This is a genomic window from Enterococcus malodoratus ATCC 43197, assembly GCF_000407185.1.
In the GTDB taxonomy this organism is placed as follows: Bacteria; Bacillota; Bacilli; order Lactobacillales; family Enterococcaceae; genus Enterococcus_A; species Enterococcus_A malodoratus.
In genome coordinates, this window is the sequence record NZ_KE136483.1 from 104,781 (window position 1) to 124,025 (window position 19,245).

The following is a 19,245-nucleotide window of genomic DNA, read 5'->3' on the forward strand; positions in this document are numbered from 1 at the left end:
ATTTTTGAATTCATTGAGACCGATCGAAATCGTACAGACTGAAGCACTCGAGAGTGAGAATAATGATGAACAAATTTTAGAGAGCATTGACTAGTAGAATAAAAGAATTTACGAACCAATCTATTCTAATAAAGAACCACAATATAAAATCAATCAAAAAAGGAACGTACTATGCCGTTGCTCGGTAGCCAGTGGATCAAATAACGAATTTGATTATCAATGAAGAAAACAGCGGGGAATTGAAGTATTTTGAACTTAAAAATAGTTTCTAATTGTTTTTGATCACAATATAAAAGAATTCGAATGATTTATTCAGAATTGTGATTTTGAGGATTTATTAATTTAAAAATAAGTAAAATAATCGAGCTTAATAACGTTTTATGTAAATGGAAACAGGCGTCGATTGGAGTATTCTCTTGATTTCTAATAACTAGACTTTAATAAAAAAGTAAAAATGAATAAAAAATAAATTCTGCTACTCTTAAGTTGCATATAAGAACCTGAATAATTCATAGAATTTCTGAAACTCTATTAAAAGCTTATTAACGCACGGTTCTTCTTTTCTTTTACCGCACCCTTTGGGTGTACAAAAAGAACCCCAATCTGCTATGGTTAAAGTGTCTAAACTAAACCAAGAAAGGGGTTCTCTCAATGGCTACATTACAGGAAAAACACGTAAAATTCAACTCTAAAATGGTGGTGTCAAACACCGGTGGTAATCTTTCGTCAGATGCCGGTCTCATCTTGGTGAAGGAATTCATGAATTCGCTTGGATTTTATTCGTTCGCGAAGCAATTCCTCCACTTCAATGAGGACCGTATTTATTGGACTCATGACAACATCTCCCTGCTCGAACAGCTGCTCTTCCAGTTGATTGCCGGATATTCCGCAGATTCATCCGCCAATCTCTTGAAGGAAGATCCCATTTTTCGGTTGGTTTTGGATAAGGAAGCCATCGCCTCCCAGGCCTCGCTATCCCGCTTCTGGGACCGGATCAGCGAGGAGAACATTGCACAGTTCCAGGAACTGAACCAAGCCATGCTGGACAAGGTCCGCATGGAACGGAACAATACCCAAATGATCATCGATTTAGATTCCACACATTCGGATACGTTCGGGAATCAAGAAAAGACTGAGCACAATGCCCATTACGGCACACAGGGCTATCATCCGTTGGTAGCCTTCGATGGCCTTACGGGAGACTTTCTGAAAGCAGAACTTCGTTCTGGAAATGTGTATACGTCAAAAGGTGTAAAAGATTTTCTGGCACCGATGCTCACACATTACCGTCAAGTCCTTCCCTGCACTGATATTTTGGTCCGGGGAGACAGCGGCTTTGCGACGCCCGAGGTCTATGATACGTGTGAATCCAACGAAAGTTTCTATGTCATCCGCCTGAAATCAAATAAAGTCGTGGAAAAACTAGCGGAAACCTTTGTCCTGGTTGGGGACGACCATCCCTGGGAGGAAAGGGAAGTCCACTACTATTCCGCGTTCTATCAAGCCAATAGCTGGTCCCAAAAACGTCGAATCTGTATCAAATCGACTCGGGAATCGAATCAGCTGGTGTTCAGTCACGAGTACGTGGTCACTAATTTTCACGAGGAACTATCCGCGAAAACCATCTTCCAGATTTACCATAAACGCGGCACCATGGAGAACTTCATCAAGGAAGCAAAAAATGGGTTCTATTTCGACAAGACGGATAGCTCAAGCTTCTTGGAAAATCATGCACGGATGATGGTAAGCCTGTTGGCTTACAACCTGGTCAACTTCATGAAGACCATATGTCTACCTGAAAAGGAAGCGACATTCCAAGTCGACACATTGCGGCTCCGCCTGTTCAAGGTCGCGGGTAAATTAGTCCGCAGTGGCCGTAGATTGCTTTTACGGATGAGCTCCTCCCATGTCTATCAAGACTTGTTTTATCAGTTACTGGACAAAATCCAGCAACTCAGTTGGCAAGTGTAAAATAGCAATCAGCTTTTAAAAAGACATGGAATCACTAAGGGATTCGTGCGCCCAAAAACAGCTCCAGATTCCCTATCTTCGTTAAAAAAACAAAAGGAAATCTGTTTTCGCAAGTACAAACCGGTTGAAAAAAGAAAATTCAACTCAAATCGATGTATAAACGTTATTTTCCCAAAAAAATTAGATCTATGAATTATTCAGGAAGAAGTAAATAATCTATGAGTAAACAAAAAAATAAAAATGGTTGTCTCATAAGATGAATGAAAGTATGTAGGGTATTTATAGATTATTTTTTATAGAAACAGGGGGAGATAACATGAAAAGAATAGGTATCCTGATGCTTGTCATGGTGACTTTATTGAGTATGATTCAAGCAACGTTTGCGGTAATGATTGCTCGAGCAGAAACGAATGCAATTCAACTGGTTGATGAGAAGTTTTTGAACCTTTCTTATAGATGTGAAAAACTCAAAGAGTCGAATCAATGGGTAGTAAATTTCAATCGCCAGAGTCAGGAAGAAGGCTATCATCAACGACTGAAGATACGAATTTCTGATGAGCAAAATCAGACGATTGAGTATTCAGAAATAACGGGTATGACTGAACAAGACGGGTGGCTGACTGAAAAGGAGTTTTCAGTGAAGAAAGAAGGCCAGCTGAAATTTGATCTGTCCAAGTCAATCAAGAAATTAAATTTATACGTACAAATAGATCAGCAGAAAGCAATAAAAGCAGATAACGAACATGAACCGAAAATCGAAAAAAACATTTTGGATAGAAAAGAACCATTTGTTCTTGAGACACACCAAGCAGCGAATAAAGAGATAACAACCTCTTCAGAAAAAGTATATATCAAAGAAGAAGTAGGAAAGACAACTATTAGTTCAGAAAAATTTGTAGGTCCGAAAAAGGAAAAGCAAAAAAATAATTCTATAGTGACAGCAGCAGCAAACCGAATGTATGCAGCACTATATGAAAATAAGGTGACCGAATATAATCCTGATGGAGGGAGGCATCCGAAGTTTTCGTGGCAGCCAGATGGGCAAACAAATGTTATCAATCATCAAGGTGGCGTTGCCGGAAAGGCCGGCTGGGACGGTGAGACCAGTTGGAATGTTGCAAGTGATAACTACTCTAAATCCTATATCAATTATGGAGATGGCGACTCAAATTCAAATATTCAAATAAGAAAATATGCACAAGAGACATCCGATCCTGAGAAGTTCAAAATTAAGCTGAATGTTAAAGGGAATACGACTTATAAACCGGGAGTAGATATCGTTTTTCTATTGGATAACTCACAATCAATGGAATCTACTACAGGGTTAGCAACTGGCGAAGCCCTTAGAAAAACAAATGCAAATTTGGCTCTCCAGAAGATCGTAGACGAGCTGAAAAAAAACAATGAACCAGCAGCAGAAAATATTCGGATAGGTGCGGAGATTTTTTCTGACTATTCCAGGTACCAATCATGGGGCGGTGGTTCAGATCCCAAACAGACTCGCACCTTTAAACTATCTAAAAATACGGCGGATTGGGATAAGATGGTGAGTGAATACACTAAAGCAACTCCTGGCGGGGTAACTTTTACGCAGCGAGGACTACAAGAAGCACGAGATATTTTTGATGCGTCCCCCAGTCCAGATCGTCATAAATTATTGTTCGTTCTAACTGATGGTGCGCCGAACCGCAGCTGGGAAACAAATGATTCGGGGACCCAAAATTTGGATATGTACCCCGATCAACGCTATTTCACAAATTTCGTTAAGGGAACTAAAGGGAACTATAATGGAGGAAAGTCGTTAAACTCAAATACGGAAAAAATGACAACGGCAATTAATCCACCCTATAAAAATGTAATCCCCAGCCACATGACAACAACCAATTCAACAGCGATGGATTTAAAGAATGCTGGGATTGAAATTCATACGATTGCTTTAAAACTAATGGTTCATCCTGAAGAACCCTCTGGCAGCCGTGATAAACAAATTCGCGGATTGTATAAAATGTCAACGAAAAAAGCGAATGCGACCAATGGGCCCAACGAAGATGTCGCTTCTGATTTTCATTTTTATGATGTGTCTAATGGGGATGATTTAACTGAGTATTTTAAAAATTGGTATAACACGATCATTCGAACCGTTGATAAAGGCGTGATCACCGATCCATTGGGGGAAATGGTTGAGTTGGTGGGTGAACCTACCTGGAGTCAGGTCAATAATGGAAACCCGCAAATTGAACGACTTGATGAACCAGAGATTTCCGTAGAAAATAATCGTCGTTTGATCAAAGTGAATAATATCAATCTATCGAAAAATCAAGAAATACAACTGGAATACACCGTCCGGTTAAAAACGACCGATTCTTCCTTTGAATCTGGAAAATGGTATCAGGCAAATGGGGAAACTTTTTTGGAACCTACACCAGAACGAACGACTGACAAGCTTGAATTTGGGATTCCTTCTGTAAAATTCAAAAAAGATGATTTTGTCATTCCTGTGGAAAAGGTTTGGTCTGATAAGCATCAAGGAACGGAAAATTATTGGGAAATGAGACCAGAAAAGATTACCGCGACCTTACAAAAAAATGATGGAACAAATTGGGTAGCTGTCGAATCGATCGATTTAGACAAGGAGCACAATTGGAAAGGAAACTTTTCCCCTGTTGAAGGTGGAACAGAACACGCGTATCGAGTGGTTGAATCGGATCGAACCAATGGATATAAACAACCGAGTGTAAATCAATCCAGTTTTACCTCGGAAACACTGGCTGCCGGAGGAGTGAAAATCACCAATGAACTTCTGCGAGGCGATTATTCATTTTGGAAATTTATGGGTGATGGGACAACGAAGTTTGACAGTGATTTGCCGAAGTTCCAAGTGAAACGCGAGGATGGAAAGATCTTAGTGGAAAATCTAACCCCAGATAATTCTGGAAAAGTCACAGTCAATGGTCTTCCAATAGGAAATTACATCGTGGAAGAGACCTATGTTCCGCAAGGTTTCCAAAAAATGACGAATTTTACAGTCAATGTTACAGAGAATAATCCACCAACATCGCTTCTATTTGAGGTAAATAATAATTCGGGCGACTATCATGTGAGCAATCAATTGAAGGACTTTTCACTAAGTGTCGAGAAGGTTGATATGGATGACGGACAGCTTGAAGGCGCAACGTTCAAATTGACAGGTCCCAACTACGAAGAAATAAAAATCAATGGGCCAGTCTTTAACTTCACTAACTTACGGCCTGGGATCTATACATTGACAGAGACAGATAATCCTAACGGCTATGAGCGGATTCGTGAACCAATCATTTTTGAGATTAAGGTAGATGGAAGCGTCGCAATCTCTGACCATCCGAATGCTAGTGGTTCAGGAGGAATTAATGGTGGAAGGAATACCATTGATTTAAAAGTAACGAACAAGAAAGTAAAGGAAGGAGTTTTACCGCGAACAGGCGCATTCGGAATTCGAGGCTTCTTTTTAGCTGCAGGAATATTGGTAATCGCTGGTGTGCTGTTAAGTACAACTTCTCTCTATCTTAATAGAAGAAAAAATTAAGAATTACTCGATTAAGAATATTATTAAATATAAGAGTCTAAAAAGCAAAAAATGCCTTTAGACTCTTTTTTTTGCGCAATTTAAAAAAATATATTCAAATGTTTTATTAAATCTCTGTAATTTGAGTATTTATAAAATTTATGTCTTATAAAAAAAACGAGTTAAATAACGACAAGTTATCAAAAGCTTATTATTTAATAGGTTTCTAAGTATTTTCAATAACAATAAACAGAATATTAATAAAAAAGCGTCAAAAAATAAGATTCGCTATGATGTAGATATAAAGAAAAATAGTTAAAAAATTGGATCGTTCTTATATCAATTAGCAAATAAAACAAGAATATTATATTTATTAAACAATCTTTTTTCAAAAAAATTAAATACATAGGTTAGTAAGGGAAAATGATTCAAATTAGCCACAGATCGGAGGATTTTAGAACCAAAAATTTAAAAATAAGCAAAGGTAATTCTAAAGAGGCGGACTTTCTTTTAAAAAAGTGTCTCTTATGAATTTGTCGGGAGATGTAGGGGCATCTCGGACAATGGATAAACGAGAGGACACAGTTGGTAGGGGAAAATTAGATCGGTACATGTTCAATGTGTTGATACTAATGCTTTTTTAGGTTAGTAAGGCACGATAATTTGTTACGCACCAGAAGGAGTATGGAAGAAAAGGGGATGAGGAAATGGATTTTAGAGAGGTTTTGGGAGCAAGCAGTTTGCGACGTCTACGCTTTGTTGAACTACTCTATGCGAGTCAAGTCGGCTTGCCAAGCGATCAGCTGCTTGAAGAACTAGAGTGTTCATTGCCTATCCTGTTGAAAGACGTTAAGCTTATCAATGATGAGCAGGACGACTTTCACATTGAAAAATTCAAAGGACTTTATCAAATTCAAGTAAAACCACATGTAAGTATCAACCGTTTATATGCAGATGTTCTTCAGCAATCACCAGAGTTTCAGATTATTGAAGAATTATTATATGAAAAATGTTCAAGCATCAGCGATCTTGCTGAAAAACTATATTTAAGCGCCTCAAATACACAACGTTATCTGAAAAAAATCGAAATGGCGTTCAAAAAGGCCGGCATCAAATTGGATTATCGTCCATTGCGAATTGAAGGAAAAGAGAGTGTGATCAGGCATTTCTACTATCGCTATTTCTTGGAAAAATCAGATCGTTTAGAATCGTTGTTTATTGATTTGAAGGATTACCAGATTAAAGCGATCACTGATTTAGTAGATCAATTTATCCAGGTGAATCATTTAGAGAACCGTCATATTTTTAGGAAACGCCTAAGTTACAACATCTACATTAGTTTGTGGCGGATTAAAAATGGCCGTCACTATATGCAAAGCGACCTGATAAGCCCATTGAGTTTACCGGATGCTGAAACATTGGAATCCTTCGAGCGGATGGCGTTAGAGGTGTTCCGTGTCCGTCTATCCGAAGAACAAATCAAGGATTGTTTATGGCTTTCTTATGCCGATATGCTGATTTTCAGTGAAGATCAGTGGAAGTCTGCTATGAAACAAAGCAGAACCTACCGTGATTTGTATCAAAAGCACTTTGAATTAGTAGAAGAATTTAATCGTTTGATCGGACTTTCGCTTGATGAACTTGAACGAAGCGAACTGACGATTGTTTTAGTTAACGATCAGCGGATGTACTCGCCAAAGGGCCGCTATATCGATATTTTATATCGGCAACGGGGGATCTTCTTAGAGAAAATGATTGAGACCCATTATCAAGCAGTGAAGAAAGTATTAAAGATCGCAGAGACCTTTGTCAAAAAATATCGAATCTACCAAGAGAATGATTTCGTATGGAATTACGCTTATTTGCTGATTACGATGGTACCGCAAAGCCTGAATCTCTTGGCAAGCAACGATCAGCCGCTGAAGATTTTGCTGCTTTCTGAATTGTCGCCGACAGAGGAAACTTTTTTAGCAGAGCAAATCGAAGAACGAATCTATGGAAACTTTAAGATACATTTTGTAGAAGAACGTTCCCGAGATGCTCGGATCGATATGCATGAATTGGCAAAATACGATGCCTTGATCACTTCTAGCAGTGTCGAGGAAGTCCCTTATGATTACCCGACTGTGATCATTGATCCTTTCTTGACCAGTCAAAATATTGTTCAATTGCAGCAGCTGATTAGTGATCTGTCTGGCTGAAAAGGATTGAATAGATAATAGAAGAAGACCTTTCGAATCGTTTGATTCGGAAGGTCTTCTTTTTTTGCGAGCGCGGCATTTTAGAGAGTCTACAAATTGAAATCATGGTTTCTTAGGATTTGTTACTACCTTACATTTATATACTTAAATTTAAAATTACTTTATGAATCCTGAATAATTCATAGATCTAATTTTTTTGGGAAAATAACGTTTATACATCGATTTGAGTTGAATTTTCTTTTTTCAACCGGTTTGTACTTGCGAAAACAGATTTCCTTTTGTTTTTTTAACGAAGATAGGGAATCTGGAGCTGTTTTTGGGCGCACGAATCCCTTAGTGATTCCATGTCTTTTTAAAAGCTGATTGCTATTTTACACTTGCCAACTGAGTTACTGGATTTTGTCCAGTAACTGATAAAACAAGTCTTGATAGACATGGGAGGAGCTCATCCGTAAAAGCAATCTACGGCCACTGCGGACTAATTTACCCGCGACCTTGAACAGGCGGAGCCGCAATGTGTCGACTTGGAATGTCGCTTCCTTTTCAGGTAGACATATGGTCTTCATGAAGTTGACCAGGTTGTAAGCCAACAGGCTTACCATCATCCGTGCATGATTTTCCAAGAAGCTTGAGCTATCCGTCTTGTCGAAATAGAACCCATTTTTTGCTTCCTTGATGAAGTTCTCCATGGTGCCGCGTTTATGGTAAATCTGGAAGATGGTTTTCGCGGATAGTTCCTCGTGAAAATTAGTGACCACGTACTCGTGACTGAACACCAGCTGATTCGATTCCCGAGTCGATTTGATACAGATTCGACGTTTTTGGGACCAGCTATTGGCTTGATAGAACGCGGAATAGTAGTGGACTTCCCTTTCCTCCCAGGGATGGTCGTCCCCAACCAGGACAAAGGTTTCCGCTAGTTTTTCCACGACTTTATTTGATTTCAGGCGGATGACATAGAAACTTTCGTTGGATTCACACGTATCATAGACCTCGGGCGTCGCAAAGCCGCTGTCTCCCCGGACCAAAATATCAGTGCAGGGAAGGACTTGACGGTAATGTGTGAGCATCGGTGCCAGAAAATCTTTTACACCTTTTGACGTATACACATTTCCAGAACGAAGTTCTGCTTTCAGAAAGTCTCCCGTAAGGCCATCGAAGGCTACCAACGGATGATAGCCCTGTGTGCCGTAATGGGCATTGTGCTCAGTCTTTTCTTGATTCCCGAACGTATCCGAATGTGTGGAATCTAAATCGATGATCATTTGGGTATTGTTCCGTTCCATGCGGACCTTGTCCAGCATGGCTTGGTTCAGTTCCTGGAACTGTGCAATGTTCTCCTCGCTGATCCGGTCCCAGAAGCGGGATAGCGAGGCCTGGGAGGCGATGGCTTCCTTATCCAAAACCAACCGAAAAATGGGATCTTCCTTCAAGAGATTGGCGGATGAATCTGCGGAATATCCGGCAATCAACTGGAAGAGCAGCTGTTCGAGCAGGGAGATGTTGTCATGAGTCCAATAAATACGGTCCTCATTGAAGTGGAGGAATTGCTTCGCGAACGAATAAAATCCAAGCGAATTCATGAATTCCTTCACCAAGATGAGACCGGCATCTGACGAAAGATTACCACCGGTGTTTGACACCACCATTTTAGAGTTGAATTTTACGTGTTTTTCCTGTAATGTAGCCATTGAGAGAACCCCTTTCTTGGTTTAGTTTAGACACTTTAACCATAGCAGATTGGGGTTCTTTTTGTACACCCAAAGGGTGCGGTAAAAGAAAAGAAGAACCGTGCGTTAATAAGCTTTTAATAGAGTTTCAGAAATTCTATGAATTATTCAGGTGAATGTTTCTTTTCTTAATTTTGAATTAAAGATAATAATCGGAAACGGAAAAAGTTCTCCAATGGATAGCGGATTTTTTTGAGCAAAAAAAGAATCATTTTTAAGATACTCATTTTTTTCTAAATTTATAAAAAATGAATTTGGCGTTTTATTTGAAAATGAAAAAAAATGAGCGAATTCCGAAACTAGTTTTTTGATATTTTCGGTCAAATAAGCGTATTTTTTTGCTTGGAATTGATAAAAATAACCAGAAGCGCAAAAACGACAATTAAAATAATTCGTTAGAATATGTATGCAAGAAGAAATAGAAAAGAAATAAGGAGGAGTGTGGAAAATGAAAAGGTTGAGAAAATGGTTGACCTTCGTCATGGCTTTCTCTTGTTTGATTAATATTTTACCAATAAAGCAGCTCCAAGCTTTTGCGGAAAAAAAAGAAGAAACCTCTTTGATTGATACAGATCAATTACAGGTTTCGTTTGAGACGGAGTCATTGAAGGGGAACAATGTTTGGCGAATTAAGACAAAACGCAAATCGGATGCTCAAAGGCAAAGGTTGAAAGTGAAAGTGTTGACGGATGAGAAAAAGGAAATTGACTATCCAAAAATCAAAGGAATGGAAGTACAGGAAGGATGGTTGGTTGATCAAGAGTTTACAGTGTCAGAAAAACGGGAAATGACCTTTAAACTTTCTGAAAAACAAAAAAGCCTTCTATTGTATGTCCAGTTAGATGAGCAACAACTACATAGTGAAGAAGGAGAGGATGAAATAAGGAAAGACATTCTTGAAACAACAGAACCATTTGTTTTGAAATTGCAGGATAGAAAAGAAGACAAACAGGAGCATTCAGCAACGTCTACTTCAAATGAAAAAAGGAAAAAAACAGAAGCATCCAAAGAAACTGATAAAGAGCAAGAAGGACCTCGGATTAGTGGGTCACAGATTGCAAATGCGGCGCTTCCATCTCCCGTTCAACGTGCGGGAACCTATGGAATCAATCGCTATACCAATAAAGTCCCTGTATACAAAAAGGATACAAAGGGAACCTATCCTACTAATTCTTGGCAGCCGGACAATCAAACCAATGTCATCAATCATCAAGGAGGAATAGAAAATCAAAAAGGCTCTGATGATTTAGAAATCTGGGATGGTAAAAAAAACTGGGATGTCACGGCAGATAGATATGAAAACTCCTATATCCATTACGGAGGAGCAAATGCACCGAGTATCTCACTTCGAAAATATGCAAAAGAAACAGATAAGGAAGATGCGTTTACCGTTAAGCTAAATGTCCGTGGAGGGACGGTTCAAAAACCGGGGATAGATATCTTTTTTCTGTTAGATAATTCTGGTTCAATGATTCAAAATAAAATTGGAAATTTAACGAGAAAGGAAGTTGCAAACGATTATCTAGGAAAATTGTTGACAGCTTTAAACGATCAACAGACAGTGACTGGTGGTCGTATTCAGATTGGAGGACATATTTTTTCAGATTATCGGCAATGGCCGAATGAACCCAAATTGCATTCGTTATCTCCGACATATTCCAATTGGTTACAAATGCAGAATCAATACGCTAGTTTATCGAGTGCTGGCGATACGTACACTCAAAGAGGATTGATTGAAAGTGATAACTACTTGTCTAAATCTACTGATGCGAAACGAAGAAAAGTATTATTTGTTCTAACTGATGGAACGCCCACTTTGAGCGCAACTCCTAAAGGCGGATATGTAGATAACAACATGTACTACGATAAAATCATGATTAATAATTTTGACTATCAAGAAAATTATACGTACGGCAGCCGGTTTCAAGGAGTAAATGATCCGAGTCCGACAAAAATAAAACCAGGGAACTATCCGAATGGTTACAAGATGGCTGATGGAAAATATATAAACAGCCATATAACAACTACTAACTCCACTGCAAAAACATTGAAAGATAAAGGAATTGAAATTCATACTGTTGCTATTGGGATAAACCCGGCAATGGACCCGCCAAGAGTTGTGGAAGGACACACAAAAGAAGAGTTAAGGAGTAGCAAACTATTGGGGACTTCAAGGTCAAAAAATAATGGCAGAGCTACAAATGAAAGATCCGAATACAGGTGCTTTCAAAAAAGTGGAAACGGTGGAATTAAATGCAGGGAATCAGTGGAATAGAACGTTCTCAGCTGTTGCCGGTCGTTCGAACACTTTTAGGATCAAAGAGGTAGCCCGAACTCAAGGATATGCGCCAGTGACAATGAATTACAAAACACTCACACAAGCGGAATTAGGCAATAACAAAGTTCAATTAACCAACAAATTGCTAACTGGTTCTACTCATTTTTACAAATACAAGGAAGATGGAAAGACACCGTTTGCTACATCAGACCTGCCTAAGTTCTCGGTGACACATGAGAATGGGAAACTGTTAGCAGACAATCTCAAGCCAGATAGCAGCGGGAAAGTGACGATTGAAAACATTCCGATTGGAAATTATATTCTCAAAGAAGATTATGCTCCAGCCGGATACAGCAAAATGGCTGATGTTCCGATCAAAGTTGTTGAGAATGATGAAGGAAATAAAGTTATTATTACCTTCGCTGACAATAAAGGAGCGGGTTACGTAATCAAGAATGATTTGAAGAAAGACATCACGATTCCAATCGAGAAGGTCTGGGAGGACAAGCATCAAGGCACAGATAATTATTGGGGGAAACGCAGTAATAGCGTAGATTTCAAAATTCAAGAAAAAAGTAACAATCAATGGAAAGATGTTGAAACGGTCACTCTTTCGGAGAAAAATGGTAATTGGAAAGGATCTTTTAAAACAGACAAAGAAGATACGGTTCATAGAATTGTGGAATTAGGGAAAACATCAGGCTATGCTGCACCAGAGGATATACAAGGAGAGTTCTCATATAACTCTTTACGTATTAAAGGTGATGGAACTGCCAAAATCGTCAACCGTTTGTTAAAAGGTGAAGCGATCTTCAACAAATTCCTAGAAGATGGCAAGACACCATTTACTGGTAGCGATCTACCGAAATTTACGGTGAAACGAAAGGATGATGGGAAAGAATTAGTTAAGGATCTTACGCCGGATAAAGATGGAAAAGTGACGATCAGAGATATCCCAGTTGGTGAGTTTATCATTGAGGAAACTTATGTACCAAAAGGTTTTAAGAAGATGGAAAATATTAGCCTGAAGGCCGTTGAAAAGAAGGTGACTCAAGGTAGTAACACAAAATATATTGTAGAAACTACAATGAATAATAGTTCAACACCGGTCAATAAGATCAACGAGCTGAAGGATTACAATTTGTACATCACGAAAATCGGGCATGATGGAATACCTGTGGGCGGTGCGGAGTTCGAGGTAACTGGCCCGAATAATTATAAGAAAAAAATAAAAGAAGATATCCCGTTTTTTACTTTTGCAGGGTTAAAGCATGGAACGTATCAAGTGAAAGAAACGAAAGCGCCTGAGGGTCATCGATTAATGGAACCAGCATTCCAATTTACGATTAATCTAGACGGTACCGTAACCTTTGATGAACATCCAGATGTTGTATCAGCCAAGTGTGTACTTTCGGATGGCGATGCCGTAAATTCTATCAGTTTAAGGATCAAAAATAAAAAAGCTTTGCCAGGCGTGCTTCCAAGAACTGGGGGCACCAGCACGAAGCTATTCTTCAAGATAGCATTTGGGCTGGCCATAGGTGCAGGATTACTAAGTGGGTTCTATTGGTTATATTATAGAAAGAAGAGCTAAGGAAAAAATAGAAAGTGAATAGGGTGAACGGGTGCAGGATAGGCAGATTGCTTATCCTGTTTTTTGTCTCCTTTTTTATTTTTTAAGGATTAAGCCGATTTTTTGAGCTTTATTTTTATCCGTGTTACGGTTATTTATGTAGTAAACGGCTAATTAAAAATGCTGTTGAAAGAATTCGACCACTACTAGACATGAAAAATAGGAGGAATTAGACACATGGCAAAACATCAAGATTTACCAGCAGTCGAAACACGTCTCTATATAAATGGCGAATGGGTGGAAGGCTCAGAAGGAACAAAACCAGTGACAAATCCTGCAACAGGAGAAACATTGGCGAAGGTCCATGTCGGGAGCGAAAAAGAAATCAATTCAGCGATTAAAGCGGCGAATGAGGCTTTTCCTGAGTGGTCACAAAAATCAGCGGCCGAACGGGCTGAATTAATGAACAAAATGGCGGATCTCGTGGAAGAAGACGCGGATCGTTTAGCGACGATCATGACGATGGAACAAGGCAAACCGTTGACTCAAGCCAAAGGCGAGATTCAAACGAATGTTGAAAATTTACGCTGGAATGCAGCGGAAGGACAACGATTATTGGGTGAGATCATTCCATCACCAGCAACGAATCAATGGCATGTGCGCAAACAAGCGGTAGGTGTCGTGGGAGCGATCACTCCATGGAATTTCCCATCAAATATGATTATTCGTAAAATTTCTCCAGCAATCGCTGCTGGTTGTACCGTGATTTTAAAACCATCGAAAGAAACGCCGCTATCTGCGTTAGCGCTAATGGAATTGTTTGATAAAGCAGGCTTCCCGGATGGTGTTGTGAATATCGTTTTAGGGGATTCTTCAACGATTGGAACGATCCTTTCAGAGTCAGATGACGTACAAAAAATCACGTTTACTGGTTCGACCGAAGTCGGCCAAACGCTAAATGAACAAGCAGCACCGAGCCTGAAAAAGGTCTCAATGGAGTTAGGGGGACATGCGCCGTACATTATTTTCCCAGATGCTGATATCGAACGGGCAGTGGAGACATTGATTCAAACAAAATTTATTAATAATGGACAGGTATGTACGTCACCCAACCGAATTTTCATCCATAAAGAAATCAAAGAAAAAGTCACCGATCGAATCGTGGAAGCAATCAAAGATGTGACTGTCGGAAATGGTTTAGATGACCCGACGACGGGGCCTTTGATCAATCAAGATGGGCTCGAAAAGGTTGTCGAACAATTGAAAGACGCGACTGATAAGGGTGCGAAAATCTTGTCTGGCGGTCATAAGTTGGAAGATGGCGATTATGCTGACGGGAACTTCTTTGAACCGACTGTATTGGATGGGGTAACGAAGGACATGGATATTTTCTATCAAGAAACCTTTGGACCAGTAATTCCATTGATTACTTTTGAGGATGAGGAAAAAGTCATCGAAGACGCAAATGATACAGAATTTGGATTAGCCTCTTATTTCTTTTCAACCAATATCCACACAGTTGAAAATGTGAGTAACAAATTACAATATGGAATGGTCGGTGTCAATGATACAGACATTTCAAACTCGGCTACACCTTTTGGTGGTGTAAAACACTCTGGTTTTGGACGTGAAAACGGCACATACGGGGTTGAAGAATATATAGATGTCAAATTTGTCAATATTCGTACTGCTCAATAGCCGCATAATATAGTGAAGAGCCATTCTTTTTCGAAGGAATGGCTCTTTTTGTGATAGATAAAGTTATATAGAGATGGATAAAACAGATTTTCATCCAAGGTTCTAAAAGAAAAAGTATTTATTTTTATTCATTTAAGTTCAAAAATTCCAATAATTCAAACGAAACAAAAAATATTTAACTATTAGTTTCTAAAAAAATTTATTTTTATTTTAAAAAGTGAATTAAATAACTAAGTGGAATCGTTATGGAATTTATTTTTAAGGATTATGTCGGGATAAAATAACGATTGTGAATTTTTGGGAGACAAAAGCAGAGAAGTCTTATATCAGTTACCATGATTATATAGTAAGTCAACGGATAAACCGAAGCGATAATCAGCAAGAATTTGATTTGTTGCTCGGCTTTTTCTTTTATCATAATAAAAAGGGAGGGATAGACACTATTTTAATTGCTCCAAAAGGATTTAGTGAGAGACGATTCAGTACGAGACAAAAGGGGTTTTGGTTCGTACAAAGATGACTGCTAGTTCCTTAGAGTCAATTGTTGGTGGGTTAAGCTTAGGAGTTAGTGAAGAGGGTGAAGATATGAATTTTAGAGATATTTTAGGGGTGAGCAATCTTCGACATTTGCGTCTAGTTGAATTACTTTATGCCTGTCGAACCGGTCTATCGAGTGACCAATTACTAGAGGAGTTAGAATGCTCGCTATCTGTTTTACTTAAAGATGTTAAGCTGATTAATAGTCAGCAGGATGCTTTTCGCATCATGAAATACAAAGGACTTTATCAATTACAAATCAAATCGCATGTCAGTATCAATCGTTTATACGCGGATACGATTCAGCAATCTCCGGAATTTCAAATTATCGAAGAGCTGCTTTATGAAGAATGCGAAAACATTATTGATTTGTCGAAAAAACTCTTTTTAAGTCCTTCAAAAACGCAGCGAAACCTTAAAAAAATTGAGAGTATTTTGCTGAAAACCGGGATCACATTACAGTACCGTCCACTGCGATTGGAAGGAAACGAAAGTGTGATTCGTCATATGTATTATCGTTATTTCATTGAGAAGTCGGATCGTTTGGATTCATTATATCGTGATTTGAAAGAATTCCAGATCAAGGCCATCACAGATTTGGTGAATCAATTCATCCAAGTGAATAAACTTGAGGACAACTACATTTCCCGTAAACGATTAGGGTACAACATGTACATTAGTCTGTGGCGGATCAAAAATGGCCATTACTATCCAAAATCCGAGTTAAGCAGTGATTTGATGTTGCCGGAAAGACAAATTCTGGATGCGTTCAAGCGAATGGCGTTGGAGGTTTTTCGCGTGAAGCTGTCTTCGGATAAGATCAAAGATTGCCTCTGGTTGTCCTATGCCGATATAGTGATAGCCAGCAAGAGCCAACTGCATAGTGCCTTACGAAAAGAAGGTGAGTACGCGGATTATTATTATCGCCATTTAGAATTGGTGGAGGATTTTGATAGTCTCTTGAATTTTTCGTTGGGGAATGACAAGAAACAGGAATTGGCAGTCGTGTTGATGAATGAGCATCGGATTTATGAGCCTGATGGACAGTTGATTGATATTTTGTTCCGTCAACGTAAAATCTTTTTAGAAAAATTGTCGGAGACCCACGATCAAGCAGTTAAAAAAGTGAAAAAGATTGTCGATCACTTTGTTAGACGATATCAATTTTATCAAGATCAGGACTTTGTTTGGAATTACGTCTATATCTTGATCACAATGGTTCCTCAAAGCTTAACGCTTTTGGCTAGTTGCGACCGGCCGTTGAAGTTGCTGCTGTTGTCCGAGCTGTCGCCAACAGAAGAATTTTTCCTAGGCAATCAAATCGAAAATCAAATCTACGGGAATTTTGAAGTTCATTATGTAGAGAAGAAACTGAGTAATGTGAATATCAATCGTTCAGAATTGGAAAAATATGATGCGCTGATTACGTCCAGCAGTGTGGAGGAAGTACCGGAGGAGTATCCGACTGTTGTGATCGATCCATTCTTAACGAATCAAGATGTTTATCAGCTGCAGCAGCTCATCAGTAAGCTAGCAGGTTGAAAGGGGCCGGTTCGGCCCCATAGAGAGCGGATCGTAGATGATCACAGGATTCTTAGAAAAAAGGACAGCAAGGAAATCGAATAATTTTCTTGCTGTCCTTTTTGTAGTTTAAATAAGCCTTGAAGTTTTGACATAGATCTTCGTTTCTTGAGGATAACGGTGGGGATCATGTGTTAGTTGATCTAAAATTTTATAGGCTTGTGTGAAATTCTTTGCGTCGAACTTATCAAAGAATTGCCGACCTAATTTCTCAAATTCCTTAGCCAACCGCTCTTCGTTGGTTGGAAGCTCATATTTTGCGATCATGTCAGTCCCCCCTTTAATAGAACGGCTCAAATTACGATAGGTGCATGCTTTTATTTTAACATGTTTCTTATATTCAAAAAAAGGTCGTTAAAGAAGTAAATACCTCTTTAAACGACCTTTTTATTAGCGCTTGATTCTGGTTGGTTGTGCCGTAGTCCGAAACGGTTTCTTGAAGCGCTTAGGTAATACGAGTGAGATTAATTCAAACGGTGTTGCTAACACGGTCCAAGCCACTTGCCGGGCGCTTGGATGGAAGTAGTACACCTGCATCAAAACAAAATGCAATAGCAATAGTCCTGGCAATAATTCAAGACCGATCTGCCATGCCGCATCCCAATGAGTGAAGTAACGTAGCAAGCTCAACCCTAACGGATACAAGTAAAATAGTGAGGTGACGATATTCACACGCCAGCTTTTCGTTAATAAACGAATATTAAACAAGAAGAAAAGTGCTGAAAGAACGATCCCAATTGGCGGAAAGAAACTGACCAACAATGAATAAATCGCACCGAAAAGTAAGATCCCCGGTCCTTTGATCAAAGCAGCGACAAGGATCAAAATCCCAATCAACAATAACTGTTGTTTAATCGTTGCGATACATAAAATAGCGAATAGGACTAATGTTGCCCAATGCCAAAAACTGCTTAAGGGTTCTTTGTCTGGATAGCGTTGTTTTAAGTAGCGGGCCGCATTCGGAAAATCTTGTTGAAAATTAGGCATAAAATTCACCTCTTTCTAAATAATGGATATACTTTTTTGACGTATATCATTCCTCAACAATTAGTATAGAGAGAAAATTCAGTAGGAGCATCCGACTTTCGGCGGATTTTCATAGGGATTTAGACCTAGTTTTCATCAAAATTCGCTTGACCTGAAATGCGTCCCATAGTTTATGGTACTCTTGTGGGGACGAATAAGAAGAAGGAGATGAGGCAAATGACTATCAAAATGATTGCGGTAGATATGGATGGAACATTTTTAGATGATCAGAAAGAATATAATCGGGAAAGATTCGAAAAAATCTTCCATCAAATAAAAGAAAAGGACATCAAATTTGTTGTTGCCAGCGGAAATCAATATGATCAATTAAAAAGCTTTTTTCCCGAGCTGCACAAAGAAATGTCCTTCGTTTCTGAAAATGGAGCAAACATTATCGTTGAAGGCAATGATTACTATAACGCGCAACTGCCGATAGAAAAAGTGATGAAGGTTTTGACAGGGCTCGAGGCGCTTGAACCGACAGTCACTGTGGTGTGTGGCAAAAAGAGTGCTTATGTTTCACAAGAGATGCCTGAAGAGGTATTCAACAATGTGCAGTTCTATTATCCGAGCAATAAAAAACTCGATAGGCTGGAAGAGATTGCGGCGGAAGAGGACGAGATATTCAAATTTGCTCTGACATTTCCAAATACCGGGATCGAAGCCAAATTGGCCGCTTTAACAGATATTTTAGCTGGAGAAATGATTCCCGTTTCCAGTGGGCATGGGGATATTGATTTAATCATTCCGGGAGTTCATAAAGCATTTGGTTTAGCAAAATTAAGCGACAAATGGGGAATCAATCCGGCTGAAATAGCAGCCTTCGGCGATAGCGGTAATGATATCGAGATGCTGAAATATGCTGGGGAAAGTTTTGCTGTAGACAATGCGCAGGAAAAAGTAAAACAGGCTTCCAATGAAATCATCGGATCGAACAACCAAGAGAGTGTCTTGGATAAAATCGAGCTTTTATTGAAATCGTAGAAGGGAAAAGGACATTTAGGCGATCTCAGCTTTAATGTTCTTTTTGTTGTATTAGATTTTCGTTTGTTTGCAGGCAGTGTGTTAAAATAAATTGATTCTAGCTGAACTCGGAAATTGAGCGGATT

The 19,245-nt window shown here is 39.0% G+C and carries 11 protein-coding genes; 8 read left to right on the forward strand and 3 right to left on the reverse strand.

Annotated features, from left to right (window positions below):
- Positions 1 to 651: 651 nt before the first annotated feature.
- The 3 genes from I585_RS16010 to I585_RS16020 all read left to right on the forward strand — a co-directional run bounded on the left by I585_RS16010 (position 652) and on the right by I585_RS16020 (position 7,713).
- The gene (locus tag I585_RS16010) at positions 652 to 1,971 is read left to right on the forward strand and encodes an IS1380 family transposase (RefSeq protein ID WP_010739320.1); all 1,320 of its coding nucleotides are present in this window, start codon (positions 652 to 654) and stop codon (positions 1,969 to 1,971) included.
- Positions 1,972 to 2,287: 316 nt separating this feature from the next.
- Complete coding sequence (locus tag I585_RS16015) at positions 2,288 to 5,533, forward strand: SpaA isopeptide-forming pilin-related protein (RefSeq protein ID WP_010741000.1); 3,246 nt, start codon at positions 2,288 to 2,290, stop codon at positions 5,531 to 5,533.
- A 686-nt stretch (positions 5,534 to 6,219) separates the two neighbouring features.
- A complete protein-coding gene (locus I585_RS16020; protein ID WP_010740999.1) occupies positions 6,220 to 7,713 on the forward strand; it encodes an AcpB/EbpR/MafR family transcriptional regulator in 1,494 nt (497 codons plus the stop codon).
- Positions 7,714 to 8,102: 389 nt separating this feature from the next.
- Here the strand turns inward: I585_RS16020 and I585_RS16025 are convergent, their stop codons facing one another.
- The gene (locus I585_RS16025) at positions 8,103 to 9,404 is read right to left on the reverse strand and encodes an IS1380 family transposase (protein WP_010740998.1); all 1,302 of its coding nucleotides are present in this window, start codon (positions 9,402 to 9,404) and stop codon (positions 8,103 to 8,105) included.
- A 487-nt stretch (positions 9,405 to 9,891) separates the two neighbouring features.
- On the opposite strand from I585_RS16025, the gene I585_RS16035 reads away from it, so the two are divergent.
- The 4 genes from I585_RS16035 to I585_RS16055 all read left to right on the forward strand — a co-directional run bounded on the left by I585_RS16035 (position 9,892) and on the right by I585_RS16055 (position 17,071).
- Positions 9,892 to 11,718, forward strand: a complete 1,827-nt coding sequence (locus tag I585_RS16035; protein ID WP_010740997.1) for a vWA domain-containing protein — start codon at positions 9,892 to 9,894, stop codon at positions 11,716 to 11,718.
- Positions 11,645 to 13,315 carry an LPXTG cell wall anchor domain-containing protein gene (locus tag I585_RS16040; protein WP_147284187.1) on the forward strand — a complete coding sequence of 557 codons (1,671 nt, stop codon included), beginning with the start codon at positions 11,645 to 11,647 and terminating at the stop codon, positions 13,313 to 13,315. Before I585_RS16035 ends, I585_RS16040 begins: the two co-directional genes overlap by 74 nt.
- Positions 13,316 to 13,531: 216 nt before the next feature.
- On the forward strand, positions 13,532 to 14,992 hold the full coding sequence (locus tag I585_RS16045) for an NAD-dependent succinate-semialdehyde dehydrogenase (RefSeq protein ID WP_010740995.1): 1,461 nt from the start codon (positions 13,532 to 13,534) through the stop codon (positions 14,990 to 14,992).
- A 585-nt stretch (positions 14,993 to 15,577) separates the two neighbouring features.
- Positions 15,578 to 17,071, forward strand: coding sequence for an AcpB/EbpR/MafR family transcriptional regulator (locus I585_RS16055; RefSeq protein WP_034709481.1), 1,494 nt, complete (start codon positions 15,578 to 15,580; stop codon positions 17,069 to 17,071).
- A 108-nt stretch (positions 17,072 to 17,179) separates the two neighbouring features.
- On the opposite strand, the gene I585_RS16060 is transcribed toward I585_RS16055, so the two are convergent.
- Complete coding sequence (locus tag I585_RS16060) at positions 17,180 to 17,377, reverse strand: hypothetical protein (RefSeq protein WP_010740993.1); 198 nt, start codon at positions 17,375 to 17,377, stop codon at positions 17,180 to 17,182.
- 123 nt (positions 17,378 to 17,500) lie between these two features.
- Positions 17,501 to 18,097, reverse strand: coding sequence for a hypothetical protein (locus tag I585_RS16065; RefSeq protein ID WP_010740992.1), 597 nt, complete (start codon positions 18,095 to 18,097; stop codon positions 17,501 to 17,503).
- A 216-nt stretch (positions 18,098 to 18,313) separates the two neighbouring features.
- On the opposite strand from I585_RS16065, the gene I585_RS16070 reads away from it, so the two are divergent.
- Positions 18,314 to 19,120, forward strand: coding sequence for a Cof-type HAD-IIB family hydrolase (locus I585_RS16070; protein WP_010740991.1), 807 nt, complete (start codon positions 18,314 to 18,316; stop codon positions 19,118 to 19,120).
- Positions 19,121 to 19,245 lie beyond the last annotated feature (125 nt).